The following is a 15,122-nucleotide window of genomic DNA, read 5'->3' as shown; positions in this document are numbered from 1 at the left end:
TTTTTAAATCGTTTATTAAATAAGCGCGCTTAAAAGGAGTGATCACTTTGAATACGAAAAGAAAGATGATTTCACAATCTAATGTAGAAATGCAACAATTAAATAGATCTATCATTATTAAACATTATGCGGAACTGAAGCGTTATTGTACATTTTTAACAAAAAGCACATGGGACGGAGAAGATTTGGCACAAGAAACGATATGTAAAGTATTGAAGAAATACATGAATGCAGAATGGAACCAAAGTATTTGTTTAACGTTGCTATACAAAGTGGCTCGTAATCAATGGCTGGATCATATGCGGACAAAAGCTTATGAAAAAGAAAGTAATAAAGAAGCTTCTTATGAACCTCATGAAAATGTTGCTGAATTATATGATTTAATCGAAACAATGCTATCTTGTTTAAATGAAATGCAAACTGTTATTTTCTTATTAAAGGATGTGTTTGAATATAGCTTAGCTGATATTGCGGCCATTACTTCTATGTCAGAAGGAGCAGTAAAAGCTTCCTTGTTCCGAACACGTAACAAACTGAAGATGATAAAAGAAGAGGAACGTTTTGTAACCTTCAAAGACATGGAAGAAGAAACTGAAATACTTGTAAAAGCAATTCAACAACAAAGGCCTGAGTTATTCGTAAAACTCATACCAACACTGCAATTTTCAAAAATCTCACTACAACAACCGTTACTTTTATTACACAAAAAATCTTCTTACAACTGTTTCTTATGTGCTGCTTAAACTAAAATAGTGGAGGGATTTTTCATGAATGCGATTCCTTATGTGATAGAACAAACGAAACTTGGAGAACGTTCGTATGATATTTATTCAAGGCTATTAAAGGATAGAATCATTATGATTGGGCAAGAAATTAATGATCAAGTTGCTAGTAGTGTTGTGGCACAATTACTATTCCTAACGGCAGAAGATGCAGAGAAGGATATATCTATTTATATTAACAGTCCTGGTGGTTCAACTTCTGCAGGCTTTGCCATTTTAGATACGATGAATTATATTAAGCCGGATGTGCAAACCATTTGCATTGGTTTAGCAGCTTCGTTCGGAGCGTTATTGTTATTATCGGGAGCAGAAGGGAAACGCTTCGCTTTACCAAATAGTGAAATTATGATTCATCAGCCGCTCGGCGGAACGCAAGGGCAAGCGACTGAAATTGAGATTTCAGCAAGACGGATTTTGAAATTAAAAGAACATATCAATCAAATTATTGCCGATAAAACAGGGCAGCCAGTTGAGAAAGTAGCAAAAGATACAGAACGGGATTATTTTATGAGCGCAGAAGAGGCGAAAACATATGGCATTGTAGATGGGATTATCGGTTAAAGCTGAAAAGAGGTTATTGAACCATATCGTTCAATAACCTCTCATACTGTTGAAAAACAATCTAGTCAATAGTTTGAATAAGTTTCACCTTATATAAAGAGTAGAAAGAATCAACCAAACATTGCTATTGTACGATGTTTGGTTGATTTATTTATTTTGGAAAAGATGCAAGTGCTTCTAACCAGTAGGTCACTAATTTTGAATTCCAGCGGTCTTCATGATAAATCGCATAAATATGCCGTTGTAATTTGAAATCGGGAATGGGCAAATAACAGAGTTCATTTCGTTCTACTTCTTGTTTAATGGCCAGTTTCGAAATAAACGCAATTCCATTTCCATATTTTAAGATTTGTTTCATTGTTTCAAGTGAATCGAGTTCAATTTCGGATTGAAACACGATATTATGCTCAGTCATCCACTGTGTGAGTAGACGTCTTGTTGTAGATGACTGACGATGAAGCAAAATTTGTTCTTTCGAAATGTCTTGCAGTGATATGTTCAATTTTTTTGTGAATACATGATTGGGAGAAAAAGCAAGTACAAGCGCATCTTCTAATACAACTGTTTGTTTTAATGTATCTTCTTCGAATGGTTCGGTGGAAAGAACACCAATATCAATTTCATGGTTCCGTAATAATGTACGGATCTCTGGGGCAGGTTTTACGATAAGTGATACTTTTACATTTGGAAACTCATGATGAAAGTGATAAAAAATTTGTGGTAGCACATATGTTGCTGGAACATAGCTTGATCCAATTGTGAGAGAACCTCTATTAAACTCCGCAAATTCTGCAACTACACGTTTTGCTTCTTTCATAAGCGCATCTATTTTACAAGCATAATGATACAATGCTTCACCGGCTTCTGTTAAAAAATATCGACCTAATCTCACTTCAAATAAAGGGACTCCGAATTCTTTTTCCAAACTTTTTATATGAAATGAAATGGTCGGCTGCTTAACACCCAGTTTATCAGCTACGATAGTTAGTTTCTGGTATTTTTTCACAAGTATAATAATTTTTAATTTTAAGTGATTCATTAAGCAGTCTCCCCTTTTTTATTTTAACTATAGAAAAAATCTATAGAAATAAACAGTTGTTTATAGTTTTTTTAACTCAATCTTTACGAAGGATTAACATTGTATATAACCTTCTTAGCTAAAATAAAAGAAAGTTTCAAAAAGTGTAATAAAAGGAGAGTGATAGATGAAAACAACACGTTCTTGTAAAATTAAAACCATCACAAGAGAACAAAGGGAACAACTTCTTGATTTGATTCGTACATTTGAAAGTGCCAAACGTTATAGTTTTAATCGTTTAACAGAAGGACATCAAGATAAAGAATTGATCAAGAAATTACAGCACGTGTATTCCCTAAATAAACGTTATTGCGAAGATGCAGTTTTACAAGCACAAACCATCATTTCCTCTCAAAAAGAGCTCCTTCCTGTTTATCTAGAAAACAATCAAAAAAAGTTAGAACAAACCATACAAAAAATAGAAGAATATGAAAGTGGTAGAAAAAGACCAAAAAAAGTACCATTAGACGTTTGTTTAAACGGTTTGCGAAAGCGAAAACAAAAATTAGAACAAACAATTGCGATGTATGAAACACATATTGCAAACGGTACATTACCGCCTGTTATTTTCGGTGGTCGAAAAGCCTTTTATGAACGTATGAAACAAAACATTTACAGTCAAGAAGGGAGGGAGCCTGGTTTAAAACTTATATCTCTTTGCGTATAGTTGACTCGGATGAATGATTATACGCAAAACAAGACCGTTTCTAACAGGGACCTGCCGTTATTCTTTCACAGTAGGTGAATGAGAAGGTGATAGCCTTGCGGACAGGAAAAAGGTAAGATTCCTTTTCGGTAGTTGGCTTTTGTCTTGGTTCGCCAACGTTTTGATAGATTTTTATAAGTTTTTTAAACCAGGGTTGGGAAATGGATATTTGTATTCGTGGATTAGAAAAAACATATGGAACAACTCAAGTATTGAAACCATTTGATATTGTAATGAAACATGGTCAATTTACAACATTACTTGGACCATCAGGATGTGGTAAGACAACACTGCTCAGAATGATTGCGGGACTAGAGGAACCAGATGGAGGAGAAATTTACTTTGGAGATAAATGTGTATATTCTTCTTTTCAAAAAGTAAAAATCTCTCCTCATAAACGAAGAATTGGTATGGTTTTTCAAGATTTTGCTTTATGGCCCCATATGACAGTATTTGAAAATGTCGCATTTGGCTTGCGAGCTTCCAAACAAACTGAACGCTTACAAGAAAACGTGATGGATGTGATTAAACGTGTTCGATTAGAAGGATTAGAAAAAAGATATCCTCATGAGTTATCGGGTGGACAACAACAACGGGTCGCTTTTGCAAGGGCGATTGTGACAAAACCCCATTTTATTTTATTCGATGAACCGCTAAGTGCTTTGGATGCAATTTTACGAGAGGAAATGAGATGGGAGCTCATGGACATTGTACAATCAATCGGATTAACGGCATTATATGTAACTCATGATCAGACGGAAGCGATGTCGATGTCCAATCAAGTTATCGTGATGAAACAGGGGGAAGTGCTGCAAAAGGGAAGACCGGAAGAAATTTATGAACAACCTTCTCATGAATTTGTTGCTCAGTTTGTTGGGAAAACAAACTGGCTTGTAAAGAATAAACAAATGATTCGTCCAGAACATATTAGTTGGACGAAAAGCGATGCATGTCAATCATATTCAGGGCGAGTCAAATATGTTACATATCTTGGGGGACATTATGAAGTAAAAGTAGACATGGGGCATCTTGGGATATGGACTGCCTATCACGATACTAAGTTAAGTGTTGGAAAAGCGGTGTCATTATATGTACCGTTAAAATTTATTCATACAGTTGGAGGGGAAACACATGAAACAAGTCAGTTGGCATAAGTTTGTAATCGTATGCACATTACTCATTACCATTTTAATAACTGGATGCAGTACGAAAACGAATGGTACCGATGCAAAAAATAAGAAGAACAATGAAAAGAAAATTGTTGTATATAGCGCAGGTCCAAAAGAATTGGCAGAAAAAATTCAAAAAGAATTCGAGAAAAAAACAGGAACAAAAGTAGAAATGTTTCAAGGAACAACCGGAAAGATTTTAGCAAGGATGGAAGCAGAAAAGAAGAATCCAGTTGTTGATGTTGTTGTCTTAGCATCTTTACCAGCGATGGAAGGGTTAAAAAAGGATGGACAAACAATGGCGTATAAAGATGCGAAACAAGTAAATCAACTTCGTCCAGAATGGTCTGATGAAAATGGACATTATTTTGGATATAGTGCCTCAGCGCTAGGTATTGTTTATAATACAAAAAATGTAAAAACAGCGCCCGGTGATTGGACTGACGTGACGAAGAGTGAGTGGGAAGGAAAAGTAAATATCCCAGATCCAACTTTATCAGGTTCAGCGCTCGATTTTGTAACAGGTTATGTAAAAAAGAATGGAGAAGCCGGATGGAATTTATTTGAACAAATTAAGAAAAACAAAGCTACAGTATCAGGTGCAAATCAAGAGGCATTAGACCCGGTTATAACAGGTGCAAAGGATATAGTCTTAGCTGGTGTAGATTATATGGTTTATAGTGCAAAAGAAAAAGGTGAACCAATAGACATTGTATATCCAAAAAGCGGAACAGTTATCAGCCCGCGTGTAGCTGGGATTATGAAAGATGCTAAAAATGTAGAATCTGCTAAGCAATTTATTGATTATTTATTGTCTGATGAAGCACAAAAGCTTGTTTCAGATGCTTATTTGTTACCGGGTAGAAAGGATATAAAAGCTGGGAAACGACCAAATGCAGACGAAATTCCAACAATCCAAATTGATTGGAAAACAATCCAAAAAGAACAAGAAGAGGACAGTAAAAAATTCAAAAAAATGTTCCAGTAAGATGGTGATTGTATATGTTAAGTCGAATGATATCAGTTAAACAACTAGGAATGGCGATAGCGTTGCTACTTGTGACAATGTTAATTGTCATTCCGATTGTCCTTATCTTATTGTCTAGTGTATATGAAGATGGTGTATGGAATCTTTTGAAACCATTCGAAGTGATTGGTAGTGGCGGATTAGCAGAAGTCTTTATGAATTCTATGCTTCTTGGTGTGCTTGTTGTGATGGGAGCAACACTATTTGCACTGCCACTTGCGTTTATTATGAGTAAAACAGAAATAGGAAAGTATCGTATACTTGACATTATTTTTATGATTCCATTTATGACACCTCCTTATATTGGATCGATGGGTTGGATTTTGTTTATGCAACCTAATGGATACTTTGAGCAGTTCTTTCCATCTTTGAAAACAGTGTCAGCTTCCTTTTTTAGTTTAGGTGGCATGGTGCTTATTATGAGTTTGCACTTATTTCCATTCTTATACTTTATGTTAAAAAATACGTTACTTCAAATTGGCAGCAGTAAAGAGGAAGCTGCTGCTGTTCATGGGGGGAATTTTGCATATTGGTTAAGGAAGATTGTCTTTCCATTACTGTTATCAAGTTATGCGATGGGAGCGCTCCTTATTTTTGTGAAAACGATTGCGGAATTTGGAACACCAGCAACCTTTGGGAAAAGGATTGGTTTTCACGTATTAACATCAGAGATTCATAAATTCATATCAAGCTGGCCCATTGATTTCGGAAGTGCAACAGCCTTATCTTCTTTATTATTAAGCGCTTGTATGATGATTTGGTACATACAGAATGTGCTAAGTCAAAAGTATTCATATTCAATGGTAAGCGGGAAAGGAGTATGGTCCAAAAAGTACGCTCTTTCTCGTACTTCTCGCATTTTAACATGGGGATATGTTGTATGTTTACTCGTCATTGCAATCGGTATACCGTATTTTTCAATTTTGATTGCCTCTTTCTCCAAATTAAGAGGCGGGGGCTTACACTTTGATAATTTCTCCCTAGTTCATTATAAAACATTATTTGCAAATGGATCTTCAGGAATGAAAGCGTTATGGAATAGTTTCATTTTTTCGTTTATAACAGCAGTTATAGCAACAATTATCGGTGTGTTTTTAGCACTCATAATTCGAAAGGGAAAGAAAGTATCAGAAAAAATTATTGATATTTGCGGTATTTTACCCAATACAGTTCCGAGTATTGTTATGGTTGTAGGGCTCATTTTATTTTGGAACTCACCATTTATGCCGCTTCCAATTTATAATACATCGGTTATGGTTATCGTTACATATGTTGTACTCTTTTTGCCATACACGGTGCAATATGTGAAAGCTTCATTAGGACAAATTGATGATTCGCTTCTATATGCTGGAAATATATTTTCCGGAAGCCCATTATATATATTTCGGAAGATTATCATGCCACTTATTGTTCCGGGTATTCTTGCTGGGTGGGCCATGACATTTATTATTTCGATACGAGAATTGGTCGCATCACTTCTTGTAGTACCACCATCTGTGGAAACATCAGCAACATTTATTTTTGCCCAGTTTGAACAAGGTAATGTTTCGGTAGGCATGGCTATGGCTGTCGTTTCAGTAGGGCTAACTACACTTTGTTTGTTACTTCTTCAATATTTACAAGAAAAAAAGAAAGGAATAAGTTCATGAGAGTGAAAGTGTGGGGAGGAGCTGGAGAATATGGACGGTCCTGCTACTTTATAGAGAATAAAGCGGAAACGTTTCTGTTTGATTGTGGCATTAATCGCTCTTGTACAGATTGTTATCCCAAAATGGAAAAAGAAAAAGTCCCATTTTTACAAGCAGTTTTCATATCCCATATTCACGAAGATCATACAATGGGACTTCCGCTTTTAGCTAAATATGGATATAAGAAAAAAATTTGGATCACTAGTTATACACTGCAGCAGCTCCCATTATATTTTGAAAAATGGAAAAGCTACAATAAAGAAAAAGGAGAAGACTTACCATATAATCAATATGATATAGAAAATTTAGATTATATATGTATTGATCAAATGAGTCGTCCAAATGAGTGGGTTGATGTTACATCTAGCTTACGTTTTCAATGGGGATATAGTGGGCATGTGTTAGGGGCTGTGTGGTTTTTAGTGGATATGAACGGAGCGTATGTTTTTTATTCTGGAGACTATACACCAGAATCATATTTATTACGAGCTGATTTACCTACGAATTTAAAAAAGTCTATAAAATTAGCGATTTTGGACGCTGGATATCATACAGATTGTACGTCTCAGAAGGAACGAATTTTCCAGCTATTTGATGAAATAGACGAAACAGTAAGAAAGAATGGTGCAGTTTTATTCCCCGTTCCTCCATTAGGAAGGGCTCAAGATTTATTAATGCTCTTACAAAAACGATATCATGAGATCCCTATACTCGTAGATAGCGAAATAAAAAATGGTTTAGAAAAAATGAAACAATATACAGAATGGCTAAAAGAAAATGTGTTTCCAAAAAAAGATACAGAGGTACGAAATATATTCCTAATAGACGGAAGGATAAAACTGCAAAAGAATAATTGTGCACAAATCATTCTTATACGGGATGCAAATATGCAGACAGATGATGCGAAGGATTTGTACAAACAATTAAAAACGGACAATCGTAATACCATTATTTTTACAGGGAATATCGCAAAAGGAAGTTTCGCAGAAAAAATAAGAAATGGACGAGGACTTAATACTCAATATATTCCATATAAAGTTCACCAGGGTATAGAAGAAGTTAAGGAAATGCTTCAAAATATATCGCCCCAATATACTTTACTCGTTCATGCATCTAAAAACGATACTGATCAATTACAACAGAAATTAATGGAATGTGGATTTAAACACATCTATTCGGCTACTTTAGCTGAAGAAATAAGTTTTAAATAATATAAGGGGGAGGATTTTGTGAAAAAACTTATTTGTATTTGTATCAGTTTCTTTTCTTTATATTTATATGGCATGAACGGAGTAGGGGCAGCAAGTGTAATGGAGCCAAATTTTGAAGTAAAGCTACTATTAAAACCGGAACAAGTAATAAACGATAAAGGAAAATTAAACAAATCTGTACTAGAATATTTTCAAGCTAGTTCAAGCTCGGAAAAGATAAATGTACAGTTTTTAGATACGAATGAAAAAGATTTATATGATACAGGGTGGACAGCAAGGATTCGGAAGAAAGAGTCAGAACAAGACTTCGAACTAACATATAAGAAAAGATATCCAATTCAAAATGATGATATTCAAGAGGCGTTAGTACTAGCAAAGAAGGAAGGATTTGACCAAAAATCTAATAACTATGAAGCGCAAATTGATTGGGGATTTGAAAAGAAAACATTAAGCATTTCTAATAAAAAGAGTCATCAAGCAAAAGGATATGGTCTGCTTCAGTTACCAGGGGAAAAGGAAGCAAGGAAAATGATGATTGATAAGCTTCCAGACAAAATGAATAATTGGCTATATAAAAATTGGGCTGAAAATATATTGAATCAATCTCATATTTTTGGACCTGTGTTAGTTGATCGATATCAAGGAAAATATAATAAATTGAATACAGATATAGAAATTTGGCCGCTAGATCATACCGGAAATAAAGAAGAGGATTATATTGTTGAAGTCTCTTTTAAAGTTGATGATGAAAAAACAGCTAGGAAACAAAGGGAATTATTTATTCAAGCCTTGCAAAAGCAAGGTTGGTTGTTACCGAAGGATAGTTTGAAAACAGAACTTATTTTGAAAGGAAAATCTATGTAGATTTATTGATTATTGTGAAGGGGATAAAATGATCCTAGCAATGTTGTTGTGCAGTTATTATCTCTAGCAGCAGAAGAGGCAAAAGCGTACGGTATTATAGACGGAATTATCGGTTAATATCAAAAAAGAGGTTGTTGAATATAACGCTCAATAACCTCTTTTTTTGGTTTATCAAGGATTAACAGGCAGTAAAATTCCGTCATTAGAAGTTTTGCTCTATAAACAATTGAATTTTCCTAATTAATGGAATAGAATGAAAATATTATATATTCTTCGTTACTAATATATAAAATACATATTATTTAAGGGGTCTACAATGCAAAGAAAAAGACTAAGAGATTTAGATATTCATATCGGAAAATTAAAACCAGGAATATGTAATGCGATTACAGATGTAGAGGGTGTAATCGTCGGTCACAAAACGATTTTAGATAAGGATGTTTGTTCCGGACTTACCGTTATTCTACCTAACAATGGGAATCTAGCTGGATCGCATTTTCCAGCAGGTTTTTTTTCTTTTAATGGAACGGGTGAATTCACAGGGAGTCATTGGATTGATGAAACAGGTACTTTAGTAACTCCGATTGTTTTTACTGGCAGTCATTTACTTGGATTAGCACATCATTTTCTTTCGCGTGCTACAAGAAGAATTGAAAATTTAGAACCTTTCTCAAATGGAATAGTGGCAGAGACGTGGGATGGATGGTTAAGTGATTGGGAAAAAACATCCATGACATACGAAGATTTAGAAGAAGCAATCCTTCATGCTAAATCTGGCGTAATCGAAGAAGGAAATGTCGGCGGCGGTACAGGAATGATTTGTTTTGAATTTAAAGGCGGTATCGGTACCGCTTCTCGTATTATTGAATGTGAATCCGGGACTTATACAGTCGGTGCTCTTGTACAAACCAATTTTGGTAGAAGAGAAGATTTTGTTATGAATCATAAACCCGTTGGCAGTATATTAAATGAAATGGAAGTGCCATTACCGTGGAGTACCCCGGAAAATGCAGGTTCTCTTCTCGTTACAGTAGCAACGGATGCACCGTTATTACCTTCACAATGCGAAAGAATATCAAAAAGAGCATCGCTAGCAATGGCTAAATTAGGCGGTATCGGAGAAGAAGGTAGCGGAGATTTCTTCCTGACTTTTTCAACGGGGAATTGTTATTCTTACGATAATGAAACACATTATCCTATCAATATGTTTCCATCAGAACAGTTAGATTTTATTTTTGAAGCAGCGATTGAATCTGTTCAAGAAGCAATTGTTAATTCTATGTGTATGGCAGAAACGATAACAGGACAAAAAGAGAGACAAGTACATGCATTGCCGTTAGAGCGGTTAGTAGAAATCCTAAAAGCTTAAATTAGGCGGTGGATCGTCATCGACAGGTGGATTTTATGTTTTATAGAAGAAAGTTTTATATTGTAAAAAGCGAGTTTGTTGAGATTTTTAACAGGCATTTTAATGAAACAAATTTACCTAATCAACTGAAATATGGTTCACGGTTTATAGGTCGATGGATGAAGGATAATGGTGATGATACCGTAGAAATTTTCGCTATATGGGAATACGACAGTTACGAGGATTATGTAGAAATTGAATCCAAAATTAGAAGTGACGAGGCTCATCTTAAACGCATTCATGACTGGTACGAAAAAAATGGCGGGAGAGAGCATGTATTAAAGGAATATATACTGGAAATGAGAAACGAAGCTTTAGAATCAACTGTAATGGGCGATGAGTAATATATGAACAAGCAGTACCTTTAGATGTATACGTTTTTCTATTTTAAAAACGGGAGGTGCATGTATGTTTTCTCATGATCAAAACTGTTTTATTTGTCAGAAACACGAAGGAAGGATATCCGTACCAGGCGATGTCATTTATGAAGATGACTTTGTCTATGTTGGACATGTTTATTGGGAAGAAGAGGAAACATATTTAGGCTATCTGATGATCGATACGAAAAGACATATACCAGGATTAGCTGAATTAAGTGAAAAGGAAGCGCAAGCATTCGGGCTCATTGTTAGTAGAGTGAGCCGGGCTTTAAAAAAATGCGAAGGTGCGGAACATATTTATGCATTTGTATCTGGAAATGGCGTACCACATATGCATATGCATCTTATCCCGCGTTATCCGAACACACCGCAAGAGTTTTGGTCTCCAACAAAAATTGCAACTTGGCCAGGGGCACCTCTAGGAAGAGAAAAAGACATCGAACAATTATGCGAAAGGATCAAAATGTATTTGGTGAATGAATATGAATATAACGGATAAAGTTCTGCAATTTTCATGGGTAGGGAATGAAGAGATGTGTATCGATCAAGTGAAAATTGATCAATGCGGCGATGTAATCATCGGGAGATATGGCGGAAACAAAACCGCTGGTGCTAAAAAAAACGAAGATGGAGCATTAGTATGGGCACAAAACGACTGGGAACTCGCTATGATTTTAGATGCTCATTATAGCGCGGAAAGTACAGCACTACTAGTACAAACGATGCAAAATGAGTTTTCTAATTTAAAAATCTTGTTAGATGAACCGATAGAAACGGTATTTAAATCTGTGGAAAGACATATATTATCTATTTTTCAATCTGAATCATTTCAACAATCTTGTCAGCGGATAAAAGGAGAGACGGCTTGTTTAATTTGTGTACGAAAAGCAAATTATCTCTGGTGGTTATCCGTTGGGGATTGTTTAGTATATCTTTTGCATGATGAATTGCATAAATTAGGTCAGTACACTCTGAATCAACGGCACTTCTATGAATGGATTGGCTTTATCAATACATTTTCATTACCAGTTCCTTGTTATTCATCTGGGGTTCGAGAGTTGCGAACAGGGCATAACCGTATTGTAATGGTAACAGATGGTCTATTAGAATGCGGGGAACAATATTACGAAAAACCATTCAATTTATATACAGATCTCTATGCAGATAAAGAGAATATACAGCTAACTAATCGTATTGAAAAAGTATTACAGCATGTACATCAGCAGCATGGAAGAGATAGTGCGACGATTATAAGTTGGGATTATATAAATTCTTTACCATCTACTTATCCAAGCGATCAAATATTTCAAAAGTAAAGCTTAATACTTATAAAGAAGGGGAGTAACATGGATCTTGAAATAGCTTTTGAAGAATTTCCGATTTTGGAATCTACGAATTTAGTATTAAAGAAGATTGAAGATGTTCATTTACAGGACGTATATGCAATCTATAGTAACGATAAAGTATTTGAATATTGTGGAATTATCCCGAAACACAATTTGAAGACGGTAAGTAAAATGATTCAACACTTTGAAAGAGACTATAACAAACAAAGTAGAATTAAGTGGGGGATTTTTCAAAAGAATAATAGTGATACATTAGTTGGAATTATTGAAGCGATGGATTTTAATCGAAAGGTAAATATGGTCACAATCGGATACTTTTTAGCGGAAGAATACTGGGGGAAAGGGATTGCATCTGAAGCAGTTCATGCAGTTGTGAAGTTTTTATTCGAGGATGTCCATATAAATAGAATACAAGCTGAGGTTATGCCAGAAAATGACATATCAAAGAAGGTACTTTTAAAGAACGGATTCACAAAAGAAGGAGTATTAAGACAAGCTACTTTATGGTCTGGGAAGGGAATTGTTGATTTAGAAATATATAGTGTTCTTCAAGAGGATTATAAATGATATAGACAAATTTATAATACCTCAGCAAAACAAGTAAAAGATCTTCGTTAATGAAGATCTTTTTTCACATTAAATAACAACAATATAAAGTGAAACTTTAATCAGTGGGGGTTTTCTTCATCCCCCACTGATTATTAGTTGAACCAATCGGGCTTTTACGGGCAGTTTATCTCCCACCTAACTTCTTTGCTTTCGCCGAATTTTGAGGTGGGAGTATTACTGCCCGTCAATGCGGGATAAAATTACCCCCCACTAGTAGTTTTTACAAACCAGTTAGACTGTAACTAACCGAAATTCATCCTCCATTTTCCTGTTAGGCTATTGCTGGGCACGGACTTGAAGATGTGGACTCCTTTTGGAAGTTCGTTAAATGTAGATTTGAAAAAAGATTGATCAAAGTGGATTCTTATTCAGTAGATTTAGTAAGGGCGATCCATATTCACTATGATTATGGCAAGGAAGAAAGCCAATGATGTACAAGTGAGACCAAAATCCACCTCAACTCGAAAAAAACATGATTAAGTCAAACTAAGTGTAATGATCCCGTATTATAAATTATCCTTTAATTTTGAATTTTCCACCTACATATTTTGGGAATTTATTGTATAATGTATTTATCAGTACTGAATATTGATTAGTACTATAAATGAAAAAGTAGTGGCTTGAACACCATAAGGAGGAATTTGAATTGAATTTAAACGTCCAATTTAAAAAAGGGGTGTTAGAGCTCTGTGTTCTCATTTTAATTCGTAAGAATGACGAATATGGATATGAATTGGCTCAATCTGTTTCCAAATACATAGAGGTAGCAGAAGGGGCGCTTTATCTATTATTACGAAAATTAGTCAAGGAGATGATTGTTGAATGGGAAAAGTTCGTAAGAAGTGTATCAATTTTGATAGAGGAGGAATTTACTAGTGAATAAAAAACAGTTTATGGATATATTGGAAAGCCATCTTTCCACTCTTAATAAAGAAGAGAAAAGTGAACTGTTGAAAGATTATGAAACTCATTTTGCATTTGGTTTACAGAATAATAAAACAGAAGAAGAAATCGTTAATGATCTTGGAGATCCGTATGATTTAGCGAAAGATATGCTTGGAAATCGATTTGAGAATTATAATTTGAAAAGATCTCCTTTGAAATCTATTCTTTCTAAAAGTTTGTTTATTTTTCTTAATTTATTATTTTTACCAATTGGATTAGTAATTTGGCTTATTTGGTTAATGAGTGTTGGAGTAGTAGTTATTTTTGTAATTAGTCCAGGATTAGCTATTATAGATTTTGTGGTGAACAATATTTTTCAACCTGCAAAGCTATTTTTATCTATAGGGTTGACAGGTGTCAGTATATTAATTGGAATTCTATTATTTTTTTTAGGAAAAACTTTATGGAGAAGTACTGTATATTATGTAAAGTGGTTTGTTCGAAAGTTAAAAAAGAGGGGGTGAAAAAAGAACATGATAAAAAAATTATTATTTGTAGCATTTGGATGTATCATTATCAGTATTGTAGGAATTAGTGTTTATGGATTGGATTATGGGAATGAGCTACCAAGCTATGAAAACGAATGGACATTTTCTGCTGAGGAATTAGAAAATCTTGAAATTTCGTCTGAGTATGATACTAATATTAAATTTATTCAGAGCCAAAATAATAAAAATTCAATTAAGATTGAGGGACATATAACAAAAGAAAGTATCGAGATTGTAAAAAAAACTTCTATTATTAACAAAACGCTAAATTTAAATTTACAAACACCCAAAGCATATCATTTTCTTGATTACATAACTGGTCCGCAAAAGCAATATATTACTGTTGCGTTAACTGATGCAACTTTGTTGAATTCATTAAAAGTTGATGCAGAAAATAAAGATGTAGATTTAAATGATATTAAAGTGGAGCATGTAAAAATAACTACGAATGCAGGGGGGATTTATGTTAAGGGATTACAAGCAAATTCTTTTTTTCTGAAATCCCAATCTGGTAATGCTACATTGAATGATATTGTGGCTAATACGCAATTTAATTCGTTGACAGGTAATGCTATATTCAATAATTATAGTGGAAAAGGAAATTTTCAAAATCAATCTGGCGATATGAAGGTTGTACAGAAAGGTATAGGAGATATTGATATAACAACTGAATCAGGTAATGTAATAGTAGTACCATCAAGTGAATTTATGGGTATTTTAGATTTACAATCCAAACAAGGAACTATTCAAGCACCAAAATCATCTAAAAAAAGTACAGATACGATTAAAGTGTATACAAATTCAGGGAACATCAATATTGTTGCAAGGTAATTCCTTGAATTGATTTTCGGACGTAATAA

15 protein-coding genes and 2 pseudogenes are annotated in these 15,122 nt (G+C 34.5%); 16 read left to right on the top strand and 1 reads right to left on the bottom strand.

The window, feature by feature from the left end; all coding sequences use genetic code 11:
* Positions 1-47 precede the first annotated feature (47 nt).
* A complete protein-coding gene (locus MR076_RS10865) occupies positions 48-743 on the top strand; it encodes an RNA polymerase subunit sigma-70 (RefSeq protein WP_396021693.1) in 696 nt (231 codons plus the stop codon).
* 24 nt (positions 744-767) lie between these two features.
* Positions 768-1,343 carry an ATP-dependent Clp endopeptidase proteolytic subunit ClpP gene (gene clpP / locus MR076_RS10860; protein ID WP_242220489.1) on the top strand — a complete coding sequence of 192 codons (576 nt, stop codon included), beginning with the start codon at positions 768-770 and terminating at the stop codon, positions 1,341-1,343.
* 151 nt (positions 1,344-1,494) lie between these two features.
* Here the strand turns inward: clpP and MR076_RS10855 are convergent, their stop codons facing one another.
* The gene (locus MR076_RS10855) at positions 1,495-2,382 is read right to left on the bottom strand and encodes a LysR family transcriptional regulator (RefSeq protein ID WP_242220488.1); all 888 of its coding nucleotides are present in this window, start codon (positions 2,380-2,382) and stop codon (positions 1,495-1,497) included.
* A 166-nt stretch (positions 2,383-2,548) separates the two neighbouring features.
* Here MR076_RS10855 and MR076_RS10850 point away from each other — a divergent pair.
* From MR076_RS10850 to MR076_RS10785, 14 genes and pseudogenes are all read left to right on the top strand, one after another.
* Positions 2,549-3,055: pseudogene (locus tag MR076_RS10850) on the top strand (IS200/IS605 family accessory protein TnpB-related protein); the annotation flags it as partial.
* A gap of 233 nt (positions 3,056-3,288) precedes the next feature.
* On the top strand, positions 3,289-4,281 hold the full coding sequence (locus MR076_RS10845; protein ID WP_242220487.1) for an ABC transporter ATP-binding protein: 993 nt from the start codon (positions 3,289-3,291) through the stop codon (positions 4,279-4,281).
* On the top strand, positions 4,259-5,284 hold the full coding sequence (locus MR076_RS10840; RefSeq protein WP_242220486.1) for an ABC transporter substrate-binding protein: 1,026 nt from the start codon (positions 4,259-4,261) through the stop codon (positions 5,282-5,284). Before MR076_RS10845 ends, MR076_RS10840 begins: the two co-directional genes overlap by 23 nt.
* A 14-nt stretch (positions 5,285-5,298) precedes the next feature.
* The gene (locus MR076_RS10835) at positions 5,299-6,972 is read left to right on the top strand and encodes an ABC transporter permease (protein WP_242220485.1); all 1,674 of its coding nucleotides are present in this window, start codon (positions 5,299-5,301) and stop codon (positions 6,970-6,972) included.
* Positions 6,969-8,222 carry an MBL fold metallo-hydrolase gene (locus tag MR076_RS10830; RefSeq protein WP_242220484.1) on the top strand — a complete coding sequence of 418 codons (1,254 nt, stop codon included), beginning with the start codon at positions 6,969-6,971 and terminating at the stop codon, positions 8,220-8,222. The genes MR076_RS10835 and MR076_RS10830 overlap by 4 nt, the downstream gene beginning before the upstream one ends.
* 22 nt (positions 8,223-8,244) lie before the next feature.
* Positions 8,245-9,086: pseudogene (locus tag MR076_RS10825) on the top strand (hypothetical protein); the annotation flags it as partial.
* A 316-nt stretch (positions 9,087-9,402) separates the two neighbouring features.
* On the top strand, positions 9,403-10,455 hold the full coding sequence (locus tag MR076_RS10820; RefSeq protein WP_242220483.1) for a P1 family peptidase: 1,053 nt from the start codon (positions 9,403-9,405) through the stop codon (positions 10,453-10,455).
* Positions 10,456-10,490: 35 nt separating this feature from the next.
* The gene (locus MR076_RS10815) at positions 10,491-10,838 is read left to right on the top strand and encodes an NIPSNAP family protein (protein ID WP_242220482.1); all 348 of its coding nucleotides are present in this window, start codon (positions 10,491-10,493) and stop codon (positions 10,836-10,838) included.
* Between the two features lie 64 nt (positions 10,839-10,902).
* Positions 10,903-11,373 carry an HIT family protein gene (locus MR076_RS10810; protein WP_242220481.1) on the top strand — a complete coding sequence of 157 codons (471 nt, stop codon included), beginning with the start codon at positions 10,903-10,905 and terminating at the stop codon, positions 11,371-11,373.
* Positions 11,351-12,190, top strand: a complete 840-nt coding sequence (locus MR076_RS10805) for a PP2C family serine/threonine-protein phosphatase (RefSeq protein ID WP_242220480.1) — start codon at positions 11,351-11,353, stop codon at positions 12,188-12,190. Before MR076_RS10810 ends, MR076_RS10805 begins: the two co-directional genes overlap by 23 nt.
* 30 nt (positions 12,191-12,220) lie before the next feature.
* Positions 12,221-12,787, top strand: coding sequence for a GNAT family N-acetyltransferase (locus MR076_RS10800; RefSeq protein WP_242220479.1), 567 nt, complete (start codon positions 12,221-12,223; stop codon positions 12,785-12,787).
* A gap of 688 nt (positions 12,788-13,475) precedes the next feature.
* Positions 13,476-13,712 (top strand): PadR family transcriptional regulator, encoded by a 237-nt coding sequence (locus MR076_RS10795; protein ID WP_242220478.1) that lies wholly within the window; start codon positions 13,476-13,478, stop codon positions 13,710-13,712.
* The gene (locus MR076_RS10790) at positions 13,705-14,238 is read left to right on the top strand and encodes an HAAS signaling domain-containing protein (RefSeq protein WP_242220477.1); all 534 of its coding nucleotides are present in this window, start codon (positions 13,705-13,707) and stop codon (positions 14,236-14,238) included. The genes MR076_RS10795 and MR076_RS10790 overlap by 8 nt, the downstream gene beginning before the upstream one ends.
* Before the next feature lie 9 nt (positions 14,239-14,247).
* Positions 14,248-15,093, top strand: a complete 846-nt coding sequence (locus MR076_RS10785; RefSeq protein WP_242220476.1) for a DUF4097 family beta strand repeat-containing protein — start codon at positions 14,248-14,250, stop codon at positions 15,091-15,093.
* Positions 15,094-15,122 lie beyond the last annotated feature (29 nt).

The sequence above is a fragment of the Bacillus cereus group sp. BfR-BA-01380 genome (assembly GCF_022663535.1).
Classification (GTDB): Bacteria; Bacillota; Bacilli; order Bacillales; family Bacillaceae_G; genus Bacillus_A; species Bacillus_A cereus_BB.
This window is presented reverse-complemented; position numbering and strand designations above follow the sequence as displayed.